Origin of the sequence: Agreia sp. Leaf283, from assembly GCF_001422485.1 — a bacterium.
Taxonomy (GTDB): domain Bacteria; phylum Actinomycetota; class Actinomycetes; order Actinomycetales; family Microbacteriaceae; genus Agreia.
The window spans coordinates 397,292-415,845 of sequence record NZ_LMNF01000003.1 but is presented as its reverse complement, the minus strand read 5'-3'; the positions used below and the strand labels follow the sequence as shown (position 1 = coordinate 415,845).

The window sequence follows — 18,554 nt, the reverse complement described above, 5'->3', positions numbered from 1 at the left end:
ATGGCAGGAGCGGGCCGAAGCCCGCCCCTGCCATCTGTGCGTGCGAGGTGGTGCTACTCGCCCGCCACGATGTTGATGACCTTGCGGCCGCCCTTGTGACCGAACTCGACCGAACCGGCGGCGAGTGCGAACAGGGTGTCGTCTCCGCCACGGCCGACGTTCACGCCGGGGTGGAAGTGGGTGCCGCGCTGGCGAACGATGATCTCGCCCGCTCCGACGACCTGGCCACCGAAGCGCTTGACGCCCAGACGCTGTGCGTTGGAGTCACGACCGTTGCGAGTGGAACTCGCGCCCTTTTTATGTGCCATTAGCTCTTCCTGCCCTACTTGATTCCGGTGACCTTGACGCGGGTCAGGTCTTGACGGTGACCCTGGCGCTTCTTGTACCCGGTCTTGTTCTTGAACTTCTGGATGACGATCTTCGGGCCGCGGAGGTCTTCGAGCACCTCGGCGGTGACGGTGACCTTGGCGAGCGATGCGGCGTCGAAGGTGATCTTGTCACCGTCGACGAGCAGCACGGCGGCCAACTCGATGTTGCCGTCTTTGTCGGCCTTGATGCGGTCGAGGGTGACGATCGTGCCGACCTCTACCTTTTCTTGCCGACCACCGGCGCGCACAACTGCGTAAACCACTTCAGTACCTATTCTCTAGAGAGCGAATGCCCACAAAACTCGATTGACACGCGGGCTGAGCCAAGCGCGCGCCAACGGACAACTTTACGTCACACTCGAGCCCCGGTCAAACCCGGAGCACGATGATAAGCGCCTTCCCCCGAGGGTTCGGTCAGAGTCTTTGCGCTCTCGACAGCATAACAGCCTCTCGCGCGGACTACGGCCAGGTGACGCGCAGCCCCGCCAGTGTGCGCACGACGGCGCCGCTCGACCGGTCGACGAGCGAGGTGATGACCTCGGCCTGCGGGCCCGCCGACACGGCGATCGCGAGGTACTGCGCATTCGGCGACTGGGTGACGGACACGATCTGCGCATCCTGCGAGTCCGTGTCGAAGACGACCGCCGCCCCGGAGGCGTCGCTCCGCACCACGACCTGGCGCGGTCCGCCGCCCGCGTCGTCGAGCGCCGCGACCGTGACGGTCGACGAGCCGTCGGCGCCGAGAACAGGCAGCCCCAGAGCCGTCGCACCGTCGGGAAGGGCGACCTCGAGGGGCGCCACCTGCCCCGACAGGAGGTCGAGCACCTGAGCCGAGCCCGCTGAACCGATCACCGACTGCGTGCCCGCGGGAGCAACCTCTCCCAAGCCGTCGTAGTCGCCGATCACGGCCCCCTGCTGCAGGGCGGAGTCGTAGATCGACAGCACCCCGTCGGCGACGGTCTCGACGAGGGTGCTGTCGGGGATGAATCGCCACTGGTCGACAGAGAGGGGCTGGCCGATCACCGTTCCGGGCAGCGTGAACGAGGTGTGCTTGGCGAGCAGGTCGAACAGCAGGAGGGTGTTCGAGTACCCGGCGGCCGGATCCTCGCTGGTGAACCGCAGGCCGAGCATCGCCTGTTTCACCGATGAGCCGAGCTGCGTGATCGTGCCACGACCGGGCAACGGCAGGGTCTCGACGGCTTTCTGCCCGGGAACGATCAGCACGAGCTGCGACATGCCGTCGTCGGCCGTCGTCGACACCGCCAGACTCGATCCGACCACGGCGAAGTCCTGGATGCCCGGGGCCGAGTACACGACGTCGCGTGCGGTGCCCGCGACCGTGGTGCGCACGATCGCGTCGTCGGCCCGGCCCGACGCATCCGGTGCACCCGGCTGCAGGTAGTAGACCGGCGGCGAACCGGTGGTGAAGGCGTAGTCGAACGTCGACGTCGCGTTCTGGAACGGGCTCGTGACCCCCGACACCGACACGACGTAGTCGGTGTCGTACAGGAGCCGCTGGTCGAAGGTGATCGAGAGGGTGCTGCCGTCTGTGGCGACAGTCAGGGGCACGCTGGGCGACACGCTGACCTGCTCGGCGTCGACCTCGGCCAGGGCCTCGTTCGAGTGCATCAGCAGCCTCTGCTGGGCCAGCTGCACGACGCTGTCGGTGTCGATGTCGGCGCGAGCCATTCGCGGACCCTGCCCGAGGGTCAGTGCTGCAAGGCCGGAGCACGCCATGACGAGCACGACGATCAGCGCGGTGAGGGTGCGCCCGAACGATCGCCTGCCGGCCGGCCTGACTGCCTCTGCCTCAGTAGACATAGGGATCGCTCGGCTCATCGACCGCGGTGACCTGCTGCGGCACGAGCACCATGGGCTGGCGGCTCTTCACGCTCGGGTTGAGATCGAACGCTCCCGACACCTCGACCCACTCGTCGAGCTTCACCGACGACTTCCAGTCGGGCTGGTACACCGGCACGCCCACCGGCTGGGCGTCGGCGGCGCAGCACGTGACGAAGAAACGAGTGACGAAGAAGACGTTCTCCGGGTCGTCGGGATCGGCGCTGACGAAGCCCGTGAGGGTCGCCGAGCTGCCCGCGATGCCCTGCAGATCGGTGCTCTGGCGCAGCGCGGTGGCCCACTCCTTGACCCCGTAGTCCGCAGTGTCGCCCGTCGCCTGCGCGGCGCCCGAGCCCACGACCGTTCCGCTGTTCACGCTGCGCTGGTCGGCGGTGGCCGAGGTGAGCGTGGCGGGGGGAAGCAGCACGAGGGCTCCGGCGCCGAAGACGCACGCCACCACGACACCGACCGAGACGACCCTGCGCCAGGCGCGACGCGCCGCGCCGCCGGAGGCCGCGTCCTCCGACGGCACGCGCACGACGAAGCTCGCGACCACCACCACGATGCCCACGACGGCCGCGATCACCGTGAAGACGAAGTAGCGGGGGTGCACGTAGAGCCCCAGGTCGCCGTTTGCCCAGAACCACACCGTGGCCACGCAGGCGGCGAGGGTCAAAATGACGCCGATCCAGCGCTGCTTCATCGCGTCAAACAAGAACGTTCACCGCCAGACCCAGGGCGGCCGACATCAGCCCGACGAGCACCGAGACCTGCACCAGCGTCTTGGTGGTGAACGTCGTGCGCATCAAGGCGAGCATCTTCACATCGATCATGGGCCCGAACGTCAGGAACGACACGATGGCGCCGGTCGAGAAGATGCCCCCGAACGACAGGATGAAGAACGCGTCGACGTTCGAGCAGACCGAGACGACGAAGGCCAGGGCCATCAGGGCGAGAACCGACCAGACGGGATTGCTGCCGAGCGCCACGAGCACGTCGCGCGGCACGATGGTCTGGATGCCGCCGGCCACGAGCGATCCGATGATCAGCGCGGGCATGATTCCCGTGGTCTCCCGCACGAACATGGCCAGGCTCCGCACCATCCGGGAGCCGGACTCGTGGTGCGCCACCTCGCACTCCCGCGCGAAACCGGGCGTCAGCAGCGCATCCGGTGCGGGATGGCGGGAGTAGAGCCAGCCGATCGTGTTGGCGATGACGAAGCCGCCCACGAGGCGCGCGACGAGGATGATCGGGTCGCCGCCGAAGGCCTGCTGCGTGGTGATGATCGTGATCGGGTTGAGGATCGGCGCCGCGAGCAGGAAGGTGAGCGACTCGGGAACGGTGAAGCCGCGGATGATGAGGCCGCGGGCGAGGGGGACGTTGCCGCACTCGCACACCGGCAGGAGCATTCCGATGAGAGAGATGCACGCGCGGCGCGCAGCCGGGTTCTTCGGCAGGATGCGGTCGAAGAAGCCGGCCGGAAGCCAGACCTGCACGATGACGGCGAGCACGATGCCGAGCAGCACGAAGGGCAGGGACTCGACGATCACGCTGATCGAGAGGGTGACGAAGTCCTGCATGCGGTTCGGCAGAGTCAGGCCGAGCCCCGGAATGAAGGCACGCACGGCGAAGAGAGCGCCGACGATACCGGCACCGATGCCGATCCGCACCAGCAGCTGCCGGCCGGTCACCGAGGCCGAATGGGTGTGACCGTCGTGATCGTCGTGGCCCGGATGCGCTTCGCGCTCCTGGTGCTCGAGCCGGGTGGAAGTCATCGCGCACCAGAGTACAAGTCGCGCGGCCGGGCGAAGCTGGGAAGCGCCGCACAGACGTACACTCGTGCACTATGACCGTGCTGATCGACTGGCCCATCTGGCCCGCCCATGACACGGTCTGGGGACACCTCGTCAGCGATTCGTCGCTCGAGGAGCTGCATGCCTTCGCGCGCGCCGCGGGACTGCCGCCGCGCAGCTTCGATCTCGACCACTACGACGTGCCGATCTCTCGGCACGCGGAGCTCGTCGCGGCGGGAGCGCTGCCGGTGAGCTATCGCGACCTCGTGCGCCGACTCGAGCGCAGCGGACTGCGTGTAAAAGGCCGCGACCGCCCCGGGCGGGGACGGTAGCGGCCTCTTACGTCTGCTGCGGTTCTGGCGCCTACTGCTGCTCGGGCGTGGGTGCCGACAGAGCGGCCGTGCTCACCCTGCGGCTGCGCGAGCGGCCCTGTCCGGGCTGCTTCGGTTCGGGCAGTGCTCCGAGCACGGAGTCGAGGAGAACCTCTGCATCGTGCGTCGAGATGCGACGCTGAGCAGCCGGTGCCTTCGCGACGGGAATGTCGAGAATGTCGATCGCCGGCAGCACGTCGGCCGCCGGGGCGACCGAGGCAGGAGCGTCAGACGCGTCGGACGCCTGCTCGGTCCTGACCGCGGGGGTCTCGACTACGGCAGTCTCGACAACGGCCGTCTCGACGACGGGCTTGGCCTGACGTGCGCGACGGTTGCCCTTACGCCCGCGCGACGGCGCCTGCGATTCGGCTCCCCCGGCATCCGGAGCGGCCTGTGCGTTCTCCTCGCGCTCGTTCGGCACGACGGCCGGAGTCTCGACCGGCGGCGTCGTGGCGGCCTTCGCGGCTTCGGACTGCTCCTGGGTGATGATGTTCACGGCGCCGGTGTGCGTGGAGATGGTCGATGCCGCGATCTTGGCCAGGGCGTTCTTCGCGTCGTCCGTGATTCCGTGGGGCTTGGTGGCAGGGGCCGAGTGCGACGAGGATGCGGTGCTCGACGACGCGTTCGCGCCGTTGCCGCCATTCGACGACCCGTTGCCGTTCGACGATCCGTTGCCGCCGTTGCCGTTCTGGCCGTTGCCCCGGCCCGAACGTCGACGCTCCTGCTGCGGCGCTGCCGACGAGGCGGGCGCGTTGCCGGAGGAGCGGTGCTTGACGACGGGGTCGTGGTGCACGATCACGCCGCGGCCGGCGCAGACCTCGCACGCCTCGCTGAACGACTCGAGCAGGCCGAGACCCAGCTTCTTGCGGGTCATCTGCACGAGTCCGAGCGAGGTGACCTCGGCGACCTGGTGCTTCGTGCGGTCGCGGCTGAGGCACTCGACCATGCGCCGCAGAACGAGGTCGCGGTTCGACTCGAGCACCATGTCGATGAAGTCGACCACGATGATGCCGCCGATGTCACGCAGGCGCAGCTGGCGCACGATCTCCTCGGCCGCCTCGAGGTTGTTCTTGGTGACGGTCTCCTCGAGGTTTCCGCCGGAGCCCACGAACTTGCCGGTGTTGACGTCGACGACGGTCATGGCCTCGGTGCGGTCGATCACGAGCGATCCGCCCGACGGGAGCCAGACCTTGCGGTCGAGCGCCTTCTCGATCTGCTCCGACACTCGGAACTCGTCGAACGCGTCGCGCTCGCCCTCATAGCGCTCGACACGGTCGAGCAGATCGGGGGCGACCTGGCCCAGGTAGGTCTCGATCGTGGCCCGGGCGTCGTCGCCCGAGATCACGAGGCGCTGGAAGTCCTCGTTGAACACGTCGCGCACGATCTTGATGAGCAGATCGGGCTCGGAGTGCAGCAGTGCGGGAGACTGCTGCTTCTGCACGGCGGCCGAGATCTCCGACCACTGCGTGGTCAGGCGGCTGACGTCGAGCGTGAGCTGCTCTTCCGTTGCTCCCTCCGACGCCGTGCGCACGATGACGCCGACGTTCTCGGGCAGAACCTCTTTGAGGATCTTCTTGAGGCGCGACCGCTCGACATCGGGGAGCTTGCGCGAGATGCCGTTCATCGACCCGTTCGGCACGTACACGAGGTAGCGGCCCGGGAGGGAGATCTGGCTCGTGAGGCGCGCGCCCTTGTGGCCCACCGGGTCTTTCGTGACCTGCACCAGTACGGTTGCACCCGGCTTCAGGGCGAGCTCGATCTTGCGCGCCTGGTTGCCACCGTTGGGGTTCTCGGCCGCCGCGGCGTCCCAGTCAACCTCGCCCGAGTACAGCACGGCGTTGCGACCGCGTCCGATGTCGACGAAGGCGGCCTCCATGCTGGGAAGCACGTTCTGCACCTTGCCGAGGTAGACGTTGCCGATCAGCGACGCGTCCTGCGCCTTGGCGACGTAGTGCTCGACCAGCACGCCGTCTTCGAGGACGCCGATCTGGATCTTGTTGTCTTTGGCCCGAACAACCATGACGCGGTCGACGGACTCGCGGCGGGCGAGGAACTCGGCCTCGGTGACGACGGGGCGACGACGACCCGCATCCCGACCGTCGCGACGGCGCTGCTTCTTGGCCTCGAGACGCGTCGACCCCTTGATCCGCTGGGGCTCGGTGATGAGCTCCGGCTCGGGGCGGGGCGTGCGCACCTTGACGACGGTGTTCGCGGGATCGTTGTCGCCCGGCCGGTTGTCTTCACCCGAGCGTCGACGTGATCGGCGGCGCACCGAGGTGTCGGGGCGCTCGTCGTCGGCCTGGTCGTCATCGTCGCGCGCGGGCAGCGGCTGGATGTCGGGGGCCTGGAAGATCAGTGACGTCGTGGGCCGGAGCACCGGCGCCTGAACGGGAGCCTCGGTCTGAGCCGAGGGCTCGAGGGGCGCGAGCCCCGGGTGCTCCTCGTCGAAGGGCGAACCGACGCCGGTCGAGGCGGCACCCGACGTGACGACCGGGGCGGCCTGCTCCTCGGGCTCCGACACCGTCGGCGGAGTCGCGGGAGCCTCGGCAACGGGCGGCTCGACGGCCTTCTTAGCCGACTTGCGACCCCCGAAGAGGCGTTTGCGCGGTGCTGATTCTGTGTTCGATGAACCTGTGTTGTTGTTGTCTTCCACCATTTCTGGTGCACTCCTTGCCGAACCGGTGGCCGCGCCACCTGTCGGTACTCTCCAGAGCGAGCCTTTCGCGTGAGCGAAAACCTCGCCAATCCTTTACACGGACAGCCGGCGACATAGGCTCTGGCTGCCTTCACGTGTACTTCTTTTATGACTGTAGTTCTCGTGTTCGGATGAGGCGGGCGGCCACTGTGGTTGCGCCTGCTTTCGTTCCGACAAGCCTTCTTTGGCGTCTTCCCGGACGCGGCCAGAAAGACTGAGACCAATTATCGCATGCATTCCCAGAATGCGTATTTCACCCCGTGCGATAATCCGACCGTGGTGAATACGACGCTCGAGAACAGACGACCCTTCATTTTCGCGATCTTCCTGATCGTGGCGGGAGTGATCGGATGGTTCGCCGCCTTCGACCTCACCATCGAGAAGATCGAGACACTCGTCAATCCCGACTACAACCCGAGCTGCGACATCTCACCCCTCGTGCAGTGCGGAGTGAACATGGCGAGCGCCCAGGGGTCGGTCTTCGGCTTCCCGAATCCGATCATCGGCGTGGCCGCGTTCATCGCCCCCATCATCGTGGGCGTCGCGATCCTCGCGGGCGCCCGGTTCGCGTCGTGGTTCTGGATCGCCTTCAACGCCGGCCTTCTCGGCGGCATCGTGTTCGTCGCCTGGCTCATCTCGCAGAGCATCTTCGTTCTGGGAACACTCTGCCCCTACTGCATGGTCGTGTGGACCGTGATGATCCCGATGTTCTTCTACGTGACGGTGTTCAACCTCAAAGAAGGACATTTCGGCAACTCGGGCGCGTCGCGGCGCATCTTCGCCCGCATCTACCCGTTCACGTGGGTGCTCGTGCTGCTCGGCTACCTGGCGATCGTCGTGATGGCGCAGCTTCGACTCGACGCCATCACGACGATCATTCTGTACAGCTAGGAAGACCCGCCCTTCGACAGGCTCAGGGAACGGGTCAGCCGAACCAGATCGCGAGTTCGCGCTGGGCCGACTCGGGCGAGTCGCTGCCGTGCACGAGGTTCTGCTGAACCTTCAGGCCCCAGTCGCGGCCCAGGTCGCCGCGGATCGTGCCGGGAGCGGCCGTGGTGGGGTCGGTGGTGCCGGCGAGCGAGCGGAAGCCCTCGATGACGCGGTTGCCCGCGATGCGGATCGCCACGATCGGTCCCGACTCCATGAATTCGATGAGCGGCTCGTAGAACGGCTTGCCCTCGTGCTCGGCGTAGTGCGCCGCGAGCACGCTGCGCTCGGGCTGGATGAGCTTGATGTCGACCAGCTGGTAGCCCTTGCCCTCGATGCGGGAGAGGATCTCCCCCGTGAGGTTGCGGGCCACGCCGTCGGGCTTGATGAGAACGAGGGATTCTTCGCTCGTGATGGTCACAGGGATGTCCTTCCAGACAAAGGGGAAACGTACCGTTTCACTGTACCGAGCGGCGATGGGAGATCAGGGCTGAACGGCGGCTGCGGCGGCCTTCTCGCGATCTATTCGCGAGCCGACGACCATGCAGTAGGTCCAGAGGCCCACGAAGAGCACCCCGACGATCCACATCACCGGCACGAGGAAGGCCGACGCGATGATGGCCGCCTGCAGCACCCAGCCGAACGCGTAGCCCCAGCGGAAGCGCAGGAGCCCCGCGCCGGCGACCAGCGCGACGCAGAGCAGTGCTCCTCCTCCGAGGGCCGGCAGGGCGGGCAACGCCTTGAGCCCGAAGGCGACGAGTGCCGCGAGGAACATCACGACGCTCTCGAAGCCGAGCACGATCGATCCGAGCGATCGTCGCACCGATGGGGGTCGGCCGGCGCGCGCCGGGCGCTGCGGCTCGGCCTCGTCGGGCGAGGGCTGGATGTCTGTCACGGCTTCCATTTCTCGGCTGCGGCCACGGTGATGGCCTCGCCCACGAGCGTGATCGAGCCGGTGACGAGCACCGCGCCCCGCTCGGCCTCCTCGGCGCTGTCGCGCGCGACCTCGAGGGCGCGGGCGAGCTCGGGCTCCACCGTGACACGGTCGCGCCCGACGATGCCGACGACGATCGCCGCCAAGGAATCCGCATCGATCGCCCTGTCGCTCGGCGCATCCGTGACGACGAACTCGGTGACGACGGGCTCGAGGGCACGCACGATGCCCTCGACGTCCTTGTCGGCGAGGACGCCGAACACCGCCACGACCTTGTCGAAGGTGAAGTACTCGGTGACGGCCACCGCGAGCACCTCGGCTCCGCCGGGATTGTGCGCCGCGTCGACGAGCACGGTGGGCTCGATGCCCACGAGCTGCAGCCGACCGGGAGACGTAACGGTGGCGAAGCCCTCGTTCACGACGTCGACGGCGAGTTCGTGCGTTCCGCCGCCGAGGAACGACTCCACGGCAGCGACGGCGACGGCCGCGTTCTGCGCCTGGTGAGCGCCGTACAGGGGCAGGAACAGGTCGGAGTACGTGCCCGCCAGACCCTGGATCGACACGACCTGGCCACCGACGCCCACAGCGCTGGAGATCAGGCGGAACTGGTCTCCCTGCACCGCGAGGCTCGACTCCGTGAGCTCGACCGCTCGCTGCAGCTCGGCCAGCGCACCGGCGGGCTGAAGGGCGGTCACGACGTTCGAGACCGGCTTGATGATGCCCGACTTGGTGCGGGCGATCTCCTCGACGGTGTTGCCCAGACGGTTCGTGTGGTCGAGGGAGATGGGCGTGATGACCGCGACCTGACCGTCTGCGACGTTCGTAGAATCCCACTCTCCGCCCATGCCCACCTCGATCACGGCGACATCGACGGGCGCGTCGGCGAACGACGCGAACGCCAGCACCGACAGGGCTTCGAAGAAGGTGATGCGCGGCTCGCCGGCGGTCTCGAGCTCGCCGTCGACGATCTGCAGGAACGGATCGATGTCGGCCCAGTTGGCCGCGAGCGCTTCGTTGCTGATCGGCTCGCCATCGATCACGATGCGCTCGTTGAGGCGCTCCAGGTGGGGGCTCGTGAAGAGCCCCGTGCGCAGGCCGTAGGCGCGCAGGATGCTCTCGGTGATGCGGCTCGTGCTGGTCTTGCCGTTCGTGCCTGTGATGTGGATGACGGGATAGGCGCGCTGCGGGTCTCCGAGCAGCTCGACGACCCGTCGAGTCGCCGAGAGCCTCGGCTGGGGCGCGGCCTCGCCCAGACGCTCGAGCAGGGCGGCGTAGACGGCGTCTCCCGCCGCGACGAACTCGTCGGGATCGGTATCGTCGAGCGGGCCGATGTAGCCCGACTTCTCTGGTTCGGGGGACTCGAGATCAGACATTGCGGATTCCTGACTGTCGGCTCACCGCGACGATGAGGTCGTCGGTGTTCGCGTACTTGGCGCCGCCGATGCGAACGACGTGCTCGGGTGACGTGGCCACCGCGTCGCCGATCCACTCGGTGACCAGACTTTCACGGTACCCCTCGAGGGCGGGGGTGTCACGGGGGCCGGAGATGGTGAAGCTGGTGGCGAGGGTCTCCCCCGCGACGTCGACGGAGGATGCCTGTCGCAGCGCATCCGCATCGGTGTCGGAGAAGAAGACCAGGTCGAGCACGATGCGGTCGCTGACCTCGAACCCGGCGGACTTGCGCGCGTCCTGCACAGCTCGGATCATGTCTCTCGCGAGGCCCTCCGCCTCGAGCTCCGGGGTGGTCGCGGTGTCGAGCAGTGCGAAGCCGCCGCCCGGGAGCAGCGCGAGGGCCGCGTGGGAGCCGTCCCCGGCATCCTGCGTCTCGAGCACGAGCTCGTATTCGCCCTCGACCAGGTCGATGCCGCCCGCCGTCACGACGCCGTTGCTCTCCGACCAGTCGCCGCCTCGGGCGGCCTTGATGACCTGCTGCACCTGCTTGCCCAGACGCGGGCCGGCTGCCCGCGCGTTGACCGTGAGCTTCGACGTGATGCCGAACTCGACAGCGCTGTTGGGCTGCTGCTCGACCAGGGTGACGCTCTTCACGTTGAGCTCGTCGGCGAGGATGCCCTCGAAGGGACGCAGCGCCTCGACATTCGACGCCACGATGGTGAGGTTGGCCAGCGGAAGGCGCACGCGAAGACCGCTCTGCTTGCGCAGCGAGAGCACGGTGGAGGAGATCTCCCGCACCTGGTCCATGGCGTGCACGAGGCCGGGATCGGCCGGGAAGCGGTTCTCGTCGGGCCAGTCGGTGAGGTGCACGCTGCGGCCTCCGGTGAGACCCTTCCAGATGCGCTCCGTGACGAGAGGCAGCAGGGGCGCGGCCACGCGGGTCACGGCCTCGAGCACCGTGAAGAGGGTGTCGAAGGCCGCGGTGTCGGTTCCCGACCAGAAGCGGTCGCGGCTGCGACGCACGTACCAGTTGGTGAGCACGTCGGCGAAGTCGCGCAGCTTGGCGGTGGCGAGTGTCGAGTCGTAGGCGTCGAGGTCTGCCGCGACGTCGTGGATGAGCTCACGGGTCTTGGCCAGCAGGTAGCGGTCGAGCACGTCGGTCGACGAGGTGCTCAGCTGCGCTTCGTAGCCTCCGGCCCCTTCGACGGGCTCAGGGAACGAACCTTCGACAGGCTCAGGGGACGGCTTGGCGGAATTCGCGTAGAGGGTGAAGAAGTAGTACGTGCTCCACAGGGGCAGCAGAACCTGCCTCGTCGCCTCGCGGATCGCCTCCTCGGTCACCACGAGGTTGCCGCCGCGCAGAACGGGCGAGCTCATGAGGAACCAGCGCATCGCATCCGAGCCGTCGCGATCGAGCACCTCGGAGACGTCGGGGTAGTTGCGCAGGCTCTTCGACATCTTCTGCCCGTCGCTGCCGAGCACGATGCCGTGGCTGACCACGTTGCGGAAGGCGGGTCGGTCGAAGAGCGCGGTCGACAGCGTGTGCAGCGTGTAGAACCAGCCGCGGGTCTGCCCGATGTACTCGACGATGAAGTCGGCCGGGTTGTGGCTGTCGAACCAGTCCTGGTTCTCGAACGGGTAGTGCACCTGGGCGAACGGCATCGAGCCCGAGTCGAACCACACGTCGAGCACGTCTTCGATGCGGCGCATCGTCGACTGCCCGGTGGGGTCGTCGGGGTTGGGGCGCGTGAGCTCGTCGATGTACGGGCGATGCAGATCTGTCGGGCGCACGCCGAAGTCGGCCTCGAGCTCGTCGAGCGATCCGTAGACGTCGACCCTCGGGTACTCGGGGTTGTCGCTCTTCCACACCGGGATCGGCGATCCCCAGTAGCGGTTGCGCGAGATCGACCAGTCGCGGGCGTTCGACACCCACTTGCCGAACTGGCCGTCCTTCACGTTCTCGGGGATCCAGTTGATCTCCTGGTTGAGCGTCTCCATGCGGTCGCGGAACTCGGTGACGCGCACGAACCAGCTCGACACGGCCTTGTAGATCAGCGGGTTGCGGCAGCGCCAGCAGTGCGGGTAGGAGTGCTCGTAGCTGGCCTGGCGCAGCAGACGTCCGTTGGCGCGCAGCAGCTGGGTGAGCGGCTTGTTCGCCTCGAAGACCTGCAGTCCGACCACGTCGGCGACGGCGGGCAGGAATCGCGCGCCCTCGTCGACCGAGATCACCACGGGGATTCCGGCGGCCTCGCAGATCTTCTGGTCCTCCTCACCGTAGGCGGGCGCCTGGTGCACGATGCCGGTTCCGTCGGTGGTCGACACATAGTCGGCGACGAGGATGCGCCACGCGTTCTGCGTTCCCCACGTCTCGGTGTCGGCGTAGTAGTCCCAGAGCCGGTCGTAGGTGATGCCCTCGAGCTCGGCCCCCAGGTGGGTGCGCGAGATCGCGGCGATGGCGTCGTCGGCGGACTCGTAGCCCAAGTCCTTCGCGTAGTTGCCCACGAGGTCCTGCGCGATGAGGTACTCGTGCGACTCCCCCTCGAGCCTGTCCTCGTGCACGTCGGCGGCGCCGTTCGACCCGCCCGGCACGACCGCATACTGGATGCCCGGGCCGACCGCGAGCGCCAGGTTCGTCGGCAGGGTCCACGGTGTCGTCGTCCAGGCCAGGGCGCGCACGGCGGTGAGGCCGAGCGCCTCGGCCTTGGCCCCGGTGAGCGGGAACGTCACGGTGACGGTCTGGTCCTGGCGCATCTTGTAGACGTCGTCGTCCATGCGCAGCTCGTGGTTCGACAGCGGCGTCTCGTCGTGCCAGCAGTACGGCAGCACCCGGAAGCCCTCGTAGGCGAGGCCCTTGGTGTGCAGCTGCTTGAACGCCCAGATGACGCTCTCCATGAAGGTGATGTCGAGGGTCTTGTAGTCGTTCTCGAAGTCGACCCAGCGGGCCTGGCGGGTCACGTACTCCTGCCATTCGCCGGTGTAGCGCAGCACGGAGTCGCGCGACGCCTGGTTGAAGACCCCGATGCCCATGTCTTCGATCTGGCTCTTCTCGGTGATGCCCAGCTGACGCATGGCCTCGAGCTCGGCGGGCAGTCCGTGGGTGTCCCAGCCGAAGCGGCGTTCGACCTTCTTGCCGCGCATCGTCTGGAACCTCGGGAAGAGGTCCTTGGCGTAGCCGGTCAGCAGGTGCCCGTAGTGGGGCAGGCCGTTCGCGAACGGCGGGCCGTCGTAGAAGACCCACTCGTCGGCATCCGCACGGTTCTCGATCGACGCCCTGAAGGTGTCGTCGGCCTTCCAGAAGCCGAGCACCTCTTCTTCGATCGCGGGGAAGTTCGGGCTCGGCGTGATGGCGGGCGCCGCGTGACGGTGCTGCTCGCCTGCGTTCTCTTCAGAGTTCTTGGGGTACGACATGCTTCTCCTGGACGGGCTGGTTCGTTGCCTGTTCCACGAGGACGCCTGGTACGGAAACGCTCCGACCCGCGTGGTACCACCTCGCTTGCCGCTCGAGGTGTTCACCTCGATCGGCCGCTTGTTCTTTGGCTGTGACGGGCCAGACCCGTTCGGCTCTACTCGGCCCGCTCTCGCGTGCCTTTCTTCCGAAGACTCACCGGTGATTGCCGGATCACTGTCATGCTGCTGCCAATTCTACCCGACCGGTGCGCTCTCCGCTCCCTGAGCCGGTCGAAGGGCACGATGCGGCTGTCGCCACACGATGGGCACGTCGCGCATCACGAGCACACTGTCGAGCTCGGCGCTGCCCTCGGGCAGCGCGTCGAAGAACGACGACTCGACGTGCAGCAATCGGCCCGGTTCGACACTCCACTGCTCGGTCTCGAGCGTGAGCCCGTCGAGCCCGGCCGACCCTCGCCGCGGCGACCATCCGGTCGAACCGGCCTGGAAGAACGCCGACGCGTCGTCGATCGTCGGAAAGAGCCTGCTGCGCCATTCGGAGACCACGGCCACATCGGCCGACACCTGGAGGTCGGACGCCTCGAGTTCGACCCGGATGCGATGGGCCGTCTCGGACCCGCTGAATCGCGCGTGCCGGTGGACGCCGGGGAAGAGACGCCCTCCGACGAGCACGGGAAGACGAGATGCACTGTGCCGCACGGGGATGTACACGCCGTGCTGAACCCCGGACTCGTCGTCCCATTCGACGGCGATGCGGTGGGCCGCATTCTCGGCTCCCCAGCCGAGCGCCGCCGGCATCCACGACGCCCGCATGCCGCCGAGCCTGATCAGGCACACGCCGGCCACGGCGGAACCGTCGACGAGCTGCGGCCGCAGCCCCTCGGGCAGCATGTCGGCGGCGACTGACGCGTCGAGCCTGTAGTTGATGAGCAGCCGTCGTTCGATCACGGCAGACAGGGCCGGAAGCAGGTAGCTCATGCTGTCGCCTCGATCTCGGTCGTCGCTGTGGCCTTCTGCATGCCCCGCAGCACCATCTGCTCGGGGCAGACGGCCGAGAGGAAGTCGCCGACCGACAGGGCGAGCCTGTCGCCCACCAGTGAGTACAGGATGCGGTTCGCGTCGCGCCGCTCGGTGACCAGCCCCGCGCCGCGCAGCACGGACAGATGCCGGGAGATCGTGGGGCCCGAGACGGGGAAGCGGCCGGCGATGTCACCCGCGGCCAGCTCGCCGTCGCGCAGCTCCTGCAGGATCTGTCGCCGTACAGGCGAGCTCAGAGCCGTGAAGACGTCGGAGGTGGCATCGTCGTTTCGCATATTCGCACTATAGCACCGGTGCTAATTAGCTCAAGTGCTATATAACGACGTACGTCACGGCATCCGCGGCACCGCATCGACGAGCGCCTTCGTGAAGGGGTGCTGCGGGTGGGCGAATACCTCGCCGATCGCTCCGCGCTCCACCACACGGCCATCCCTCATCACCAGCACGTCATCGCAGAGCGTGGCCACCACGGCGAGGTCGTGCGACACGAACACGAGCGCCACGCCCAGGTCGCGACGCAGCCCTGCGAGCAGGTCGATGATCGTGGCCTGGATCGACACGTCGAGCGCCGACACCGGCTCGTCGCACACCAGGATGCGCGGTTCCGACGCGATGGCGCGGGCGATAGCGACCCTCTGCCGCTGGCCACCCGACAGCTCGTGCGGCCGCCTGCCCGCGAGCGACGAGTCGATGCCCACGCTGTCGAGCAGGGCCCGGATGCGCGCGGCCCGGCTGCGGGACGACGTGCGGGGGCCGCCGCGCAGTCCCTCCGCCACGATGCGCGAGACGGTGTATCGCGGATCGAAGGATCCGAGCGGGTCCTGGCTGATGTACTGGATGTCGCCGCGCCGCGATCGCCTGCGGCCCTCCTTCACGCCGCTCCAGGGCTGTCCGTCGAGCGTCACGGAGCCCCGGTCGGGCGCGTCGAATCCGAGGAGCAGGCGGGCGAGGGTGGTCTTGCCCGAGCCCGACTCCCCCACGATGCCGATCGCCGCGGCGGGGAGCACGTCGAACGACACATCGTCGACGGCCGAGCGCACGCCCCCGTCGGGGCGGCGGAAGTCACGCCCCAGCCCGGTGGCACGCAGCACCGGGCCGTTCCCTGAGCCTGCAGAAGTCCCGTTCCCTGAGCTTGTCGAAGGGCCGTTCCCTGAGCTTGTCGAAGGGCGGCTCCCTTCGACAGGCTCAGCGAACGACGGCTCAGGGAACGACGGCTCAGGGAACGGCGTAGCAGGCAGCCGCGGCGCCGCCGCCAGCAGCATCCGCGTGTAGGGGTGCCGCGGGTTCGAGAGAACTTCGACGGTCGTACCCTCCTCGACGATGCGCCCGCTGCGCATCACGGCCACCCGGTCGGCGATCCCCGCAACGACGGCGAGGTCGTGGCTGATCACGATGATTCCCAGACCGTCGTCGCGCAGCCCCGACAGCAGCTCGAGCACCTGCGCCTGCACGGTCACGTCGAGCGCCGTCGTCGGTTCGTCGGCGATGAGCACACCAGGCTCGCCGGCCAGGGCCGACGCGATCAGCGCGCGCTGGCGAAGGCCCCCGGACAGCTCGTGAGGGTACTGGCGCGCGCGCTCCTCCGGCTCCGGCACGGCGACCCGGCCGAGCTGGGCGGTGACCGTCTCGTCGAGCGCGGCCCGGGGCATCCGGTCGCCCGACGACGGATCGCCGTGGATCTCGAGCACCTCTGCGACCTCGCGACCGACCCGGCGCAGCGGGTCGAGCGAGACCAGCGCGTCCTGGCTCACGAGGCCCACGCGGGCACCGCGGATGCGCCGCCAGTCCGCCTCGGACAAGCGGCGAACGTCGACGCCGTCGATCAGCAGTTCGTCGGCGGAGAGCACGGCGTCATCGGGCAGCAGGCCCAGGAGCGCCCGCGCCGTCAGGGTCTTGCCCGACCCCGACTCCCCCACGATCGCCAGGCATTCGCCGGCAGCCAGGGAGAGCGACACGGAGTCGACGACGACCGTCGGCCCGAAGCGCACGGTCAGCCCCGTGGCGCGCACGACCTCTCGGGCATCGGTCATGATCGCCTTCCTTCGCCGGCGCGACGCAGGCGACGCCCCACGACGGTCGCCGACACGACCGTGCCCGTGATCAGAACGCCCGGGAAGAAGGCGACCCACCAGGCCTGGGCGAGCAGATTTCGACCGCCCGAGAGCAGGAGTCCCCATTCCGGCGTCGGGTCCTGCGGGCCGAGTCCGAGAAAGCTGAGGCCCGCCGCCGCGACGATCGTCGTTCCGATGCCGATGGTGGCGATCACGCCGAGCGGGCGGAGAGTGTTCGGCACGACGTGCGAGACGGCCACACGGAGTGGGTGCACCCCGAGCCCCCGGGCCGCCTCCACATATCCCGAGCGCCGCACGACGAGCGTTTCCGCCCGGGCGACCCTGATGTAGGCCGGGAGCGCCGCGACGCCCACGGCGGTGGCCACGTTCACGGGGCCCGGCCCGAGAACGGCGATGGCGAAGAGCGCGATGAGGAATTCCGGAAACGCGAGCAGGATCTCAACGCCACGCATCGCCACGCCGTCGACGACCCGGGGCGCGAGGCCCACGAGCGTGCCGACGACCACCCCGATCACCAGTGCGGCGGCGGTGGCGCCCGCGCCCACGCCGAGCGAGTACGACGCGCCGTAGACCACTCGGGCGAACATGTCCCGCCCGGTCTGATCGGTGCCGAACGGGTGACCCCAGCCCGGCGGCCGCAGCACCTGGTCGGTGTCAGTGGCGAGCGGGTCGAGGGGCGTGAAGAGCCCTGGGGCGACAGCCATGAGCGTGACCGCGACGAGGAAGAGCGCGGCCACGATCAGGCCGGCCCGGGCGGCGAACCGGCGTCTCATCGCGCACCCCGGATCGCGGTGGTCGGCGCACCGATGCGCGGGTCGATCGCGCGATACGCCAGATCGACCACGAGATTGACGAGCACGAAGACGATCGCGGTGAAAACGATGATGCCCATCACGACAGGCAGGTCGCGGTTCGTGATCGCCGCGAGCGCCACCCGACCGAGCCCGGGCCTGGCGAAGACCGACTCCACGATCACGGCTCCCCCGAGGAGGGAGCCCACGATGTAGCCGGCCAGGGTCAGCGCGGGAATCGCCGCGTGGCGCAGGGTGTGCCTCAGCACGAGCCGGGCGGGCCCGGCTCCTCTCGCCCGCGCCGTGGTGGCGAAGGGCTGCTGTTCGGCGTCCTCGAGCCCGGTGCGCAGAACCTGCCCCAGAATTCCAGCCACGGGCAGCGCGATGGTCGCAGCGGGCAGAACGAGGCCCTGGATGCCGTCTGCGCCGGCCACCGGAAACCAGCCGAGCCCGAACGCGAACACGCTGAGGAGCACCAGGCCGATCCAGAAGGGCGGCGAGCTGATGGCCAGCAGCTCGAGCACGGAGACGATCCCGCGCGCCGCTCGCCCGTGCACCACGACCGCGCCGACGAGGGCGATCACGAGAGCAAGAGCCAGCGAGGCGGCGGCGAGCTGCAGCGTGTAGCCGAGCTGCTGGCCGATGACGTCGGTGACCGGCAGCCTCAGCTGGTAGCTGGTGCCGAAGTCGCCGCGCACCAGTCGCGACAGATACGAGACGTACTGCACGGCGAGCGGCTGGTCGAGGCCCAGCTCGACCCGGATCGACTGCTTGAGCTCGGGCGACGCCTGCGCGGAGACGCCGAGCATCACGTCGACCGGGTCGCCGGGAACGAGTTTCAGCACGAGGAACGCCGCCGTGGCCGCGCCCCACACGACCACGAGCATTCCCGCGAGGCGCGCGAGAATGCGCCGGAATACCATGCC

Annotated in this window: 17 protein-coding genes; 2 read left to right on the top strand and 15 right to left on the bottom strand. The window is 68.3% G+C overall.

The genetic code is table 11. The annotated features are described in order from the left end of the window. Positions 1-53: 53 nt before the first annotated feature. The 5 genes from rpmA to ASF51_RS15585 all read right to left on the bottom strand — a co-directional run bounded on the left by rpmA (position 54) and on the right by ASF51_RS15585 (position 3,982). Positions 54-308, bottom strand: coding sequence for a 50S ribosomal protein L27 (rpmA, locus tag ASF51_RS15605; RefSeq protein WP_044442950.1), 255 nt, complete (start codon positions 306-308; stop codon positions 54-56). A gap of 14 nt (positions 309-322) precedes the next feature. Then, a complete protein-coding gene (rplU, locus tag ASF51_RS15600; protein WP_044442947.1) occupies positions 323-631 on the bottom strand; it encodes a 50S ribosomal protein L21 in 309 nt (102 codons plus the stop codon). Between the two features lie 196 nt (positions 632-827). Then, a complete protein-coding gene (locus ASF51_RS15595; protein ID WP_055931841.1) occupies positions 828-2,189 on the bottom strand; it encodes a hypothetical protein in 1,362 nt (453 codons plus the stop codon). Continuing rightward, positions 2,179-2,910 carry a TIGR03943 family protein gene (locus tag ASF51_RS15590; protein WP_235497283.1) on the bottom strand — a complete coding sequence of 244 codons (732 nt, stop codon included), beginning with the start codon at positions 2,908-2,910 and terminating at the stop codon, positions 2,179-2,181. Before ASF51_RS15590 ends, ASF51_RS15595 begins: the two co-directional genes overlap by 11 nt. A gap of 4 nt (positions 2,911-2,914) precedes the next feature. Further along, positions 2,915-3,982: a permease gene (locus ASF51_RS15585; protein WP_082480178.1), complete on the bottom strand. Its 1,068-nt coding sequence runs from the start codon at positions 3,980-3,982 to the stop codon at positions 2,915-2,917. Between the two features lie 71 nt (positions 3,983-4,053). Between ASF51_RS15585 and ASF51_RS15580 the strand changes: the two genes are divergently transcribed. Next, positions 4,054-4,332 carry a DUF4031 domain-containing protein gene (locus ASF51_RS15580; RefSeq protein WP_055931837.1) on the top strand — a complete coding sequence of 93 codons (279 nt, stop codon included), beginning with the start codon at positions 4,054-4,056 and terminating at the stop codon, positions 4,330-4,332. Between the two features lie 31 nt (positions 4,333-4,363). Here ASF51_RS15580 and ASF51_RS15575 read toward each other — a convergent pair whose 3' ends face one another. After that, on the bottom strand, positions 4,364-7,027 hold the full coding sequence (locus ASF51_RS15575; RefSeq protein ID WP_055931834.1) for an Rne/Rng family ribonuclease: 2,664 nt from the start codon (positions 7,025-7,027) through the stop codon (positions 4,364-4,366). 315 nt (positions 7,028-7,342) lie between these two features. Between ASF51_RS15575 and ASF51_RS15570 the strand changes: the two genes are divergently transcribed. Further along, positions 7,343-7,957: a vitamin K epoxide reductase family protein gene (locus ASF51_RS15570; protein WP_369797322.1), complete on the top strand. Its 615-nt coding sequence runs from the start codon at positions 7,343-7,345 to the stop codon at positions 7,955-7,957. A gap of 34 nt (positions 7,958-7,991) precedes the next feature. Here ASF51_RS15570 and ndk read toward each other — a convergent pair whose 3' ends face one another. The 9 genes from ndk to ASF51_RS15525 form a co-directional block, all read right to left on the bottom strand. Next, positions 7,992-8,408 carry a nucleoside-diphosphate kinase gene (gene ndk / locus ASF51_RS15565; protein WP_055932296.1) on the bottom strand — a complete coding sequence of 139 codons (417 nt, stop codon included), beginning with the start codon at positions 8,406-8,408 and terminating at the stop codon, positions 7,992-7,994. Positions 8,409-8,477: 69 nt separating this feature from the next. Beyond that, positions 8,478-8,888: a DUF4233 domain-containing protein gene (locus tag ASF51_RS15560; protein WP_235497282.1), complete on the bottom strand. Its 411-nt coding sequence runs from the start codon at positions 8,886-8,888 to the stop codon at positions 8,478-8,480. Continuing rightward, on the bottom strand, positions 8,885-10,300 hold the full coding sequence (locus ASF51_RS15555; RefSeq protein ID WP_082480173.1) for a folylpolyglutamate synthase/dihydrofolate synthase family protein: 1,416 nt from the start codon (positions 10,298-10,300) through the stop codon (positions 8,885-8,887). The genes ASF51_RS15560 and ASF51_RS15555 overlap by 4 nt, the downstream gene beginning before the upstream one ends. Next, entirely contained in the window at positions 10,293-13,727 is a 3,435-nt protein-coding gene (gene ileS / locus ASF51_RS15550) for an isoleucine--tRNA ligase (protein WP_055931828.1), read from the bottom strand. Before ileS ends, ASF51_RS15555 begins: the two co-directional genes overlap by 8 nt. Before the next feature lie 234 nt (positions 13,728-13,961). Further along, entirely contained in the window at positions 13,962-14,705 is a 744-nt protein-coding gene (locus tag ASF51_RS15545; protein ID WP_055931825.1) for a DUF2071 domain-containing protein, read from the bottom strand. Next, entirely contained in the window at positions 14,702-15,040 is a 339-nt protein-coding gene (locus ASF51_RS15540; protein WP_055931822.1) for a metalloregulator ArsR/SmtB family transcription factor, read from the bottom strand. The genes ASF51_RS15545 and ASF51_RS15540 overlap by 4 nt, the downstream gene beginning before the upstream one ends. A gap of 54 nt (positions 15,041-15,094) precedes the next feature. After that, positions 15,095-16,795 carry an ABC transporter ATP-binding protein gene (locus ASF51_RS19370; protein WP_055931818.1) on the bottom strand — a complete coding sequence of 567 codons (1,701 nt, stop codon included), beginning with the start codon at positions 16,793-16,795 and terminating at the stop codon, positions 15,095-15,097. Further along, entirely contained in the window at positions 16,792-17,610 is an 819-nt protein-coding gene (locus ASF51_RS15530) for an ABC transporter permease (RefSeq protein ID WP_055931815.1), read from the bottom strand. Before ASF51_RS15530 ends, ASF51_RS19370 begins: the two co-directional genes overlap by 4 nt. Then, a complete protein-coding gene (locus tag ASF51_RS15525; protein ID WP_055931812.1) occupies positions 17,607-18,551 on the bottom strand; it encodes an ABC transporter permease in 945 nt (314 codons plus the stop codon). Before ASF51_RS15525 ends, ASF51_RS15530 begins: the two co-directional genes overlap by 4 nt. Between the last annotated feature and the right edge of the window lie 3 nt (positions 18,552-18,554).

Coding starts and splice junctions, on each gene's coding strand:
- rpmA (WP_044442950.1), bottom strand. CDS start 308: ATGGCACATAAAAAGGGCGCGAGTTCCACTCGCAACGGTCGTGACTCC.
- ASF51_RS15595 (WP_055931841.1), bottom strand. CDS start 2,189: ATGTCTACTGAGGCAGAGGCAGTCAGGCCGGCCGGCAGGCGATCGTTC.
- ASF51_RS15590 (WP_235497283.1), bottom strand. CDS start 2,910: ATGAAGCAGCGCTGGATCGGCGTCATTTTGACCCTCGCCGCCTGCGTG.
- ASF51_RS15585 (WP_082480178.1), bottom strand. CDS start 3,982: ATGACTTCCACCCGGCTCGAGCACCAGGAGCGCGAAGCGCATCCGGGC.
- ASF51_RS15580 (WP_055931837.1), top strand. CDS start 4,054: ATGACCGTGCTGATCGACTGGCCCATCTGGCCCGCCCATGACACGGTC.
- ASF51_RS15575 (WP_055931834.1), bottom strand. CDS start 7,027: ATGGTGGAAGACAACAACAACACAGGTTCATCGAACACAGAATCAGCA.
- ASF51_RS15555 (WP_082480173.1), bottom strand. CDS start 10,300: ATGTCTGATCTCGAGTCCCCCGAACCAGAGAAGTCGGGCTACATCGGC.
- ileS (WP_055931828.1), bottom strand. CDS start 13,727: ATGTCGTACCCCAAGAACTCTGAAGAGAACGCAGGCGAGCAGCACCGT.
- ASF51_RS15545 (WP_055931825.1), bottom strand. CDS start 14,705: ATGAGCTACCTGCTTCCGGCCCTGTCTGCCGTGATCGAACGACGGCTG.
- ASF51_RS15540 (WP_055931822.1), bottom strand. CDS start 15,040: ATGCGAAACGACGATGCCACCTCCGACGTCTTCACGGCTCTGAGCTCG.
- ASF51_RS19370 (WP_055931818.1), bottom strand. CDS start 16,795: ATGACCGATGCCCGAGAGGTCGTGCGCGCCACGGGGCTGACCGTGCGC.
- ASF51_RS15530 (WP_055931815.1), bottom strand. CDS start 17,610: ATGAGACGCCGGTTCGCCGCCCGGGCCGGCCTGATCGTGGCCGCGCTC.
- ASF51_RS15525 (WP_055931812.1), bottom strand. CDS start 18,551: ATGGTATTCCGGCGCATTCTCGCGCGCCTCGCGGGAATGCTCGTGGTC.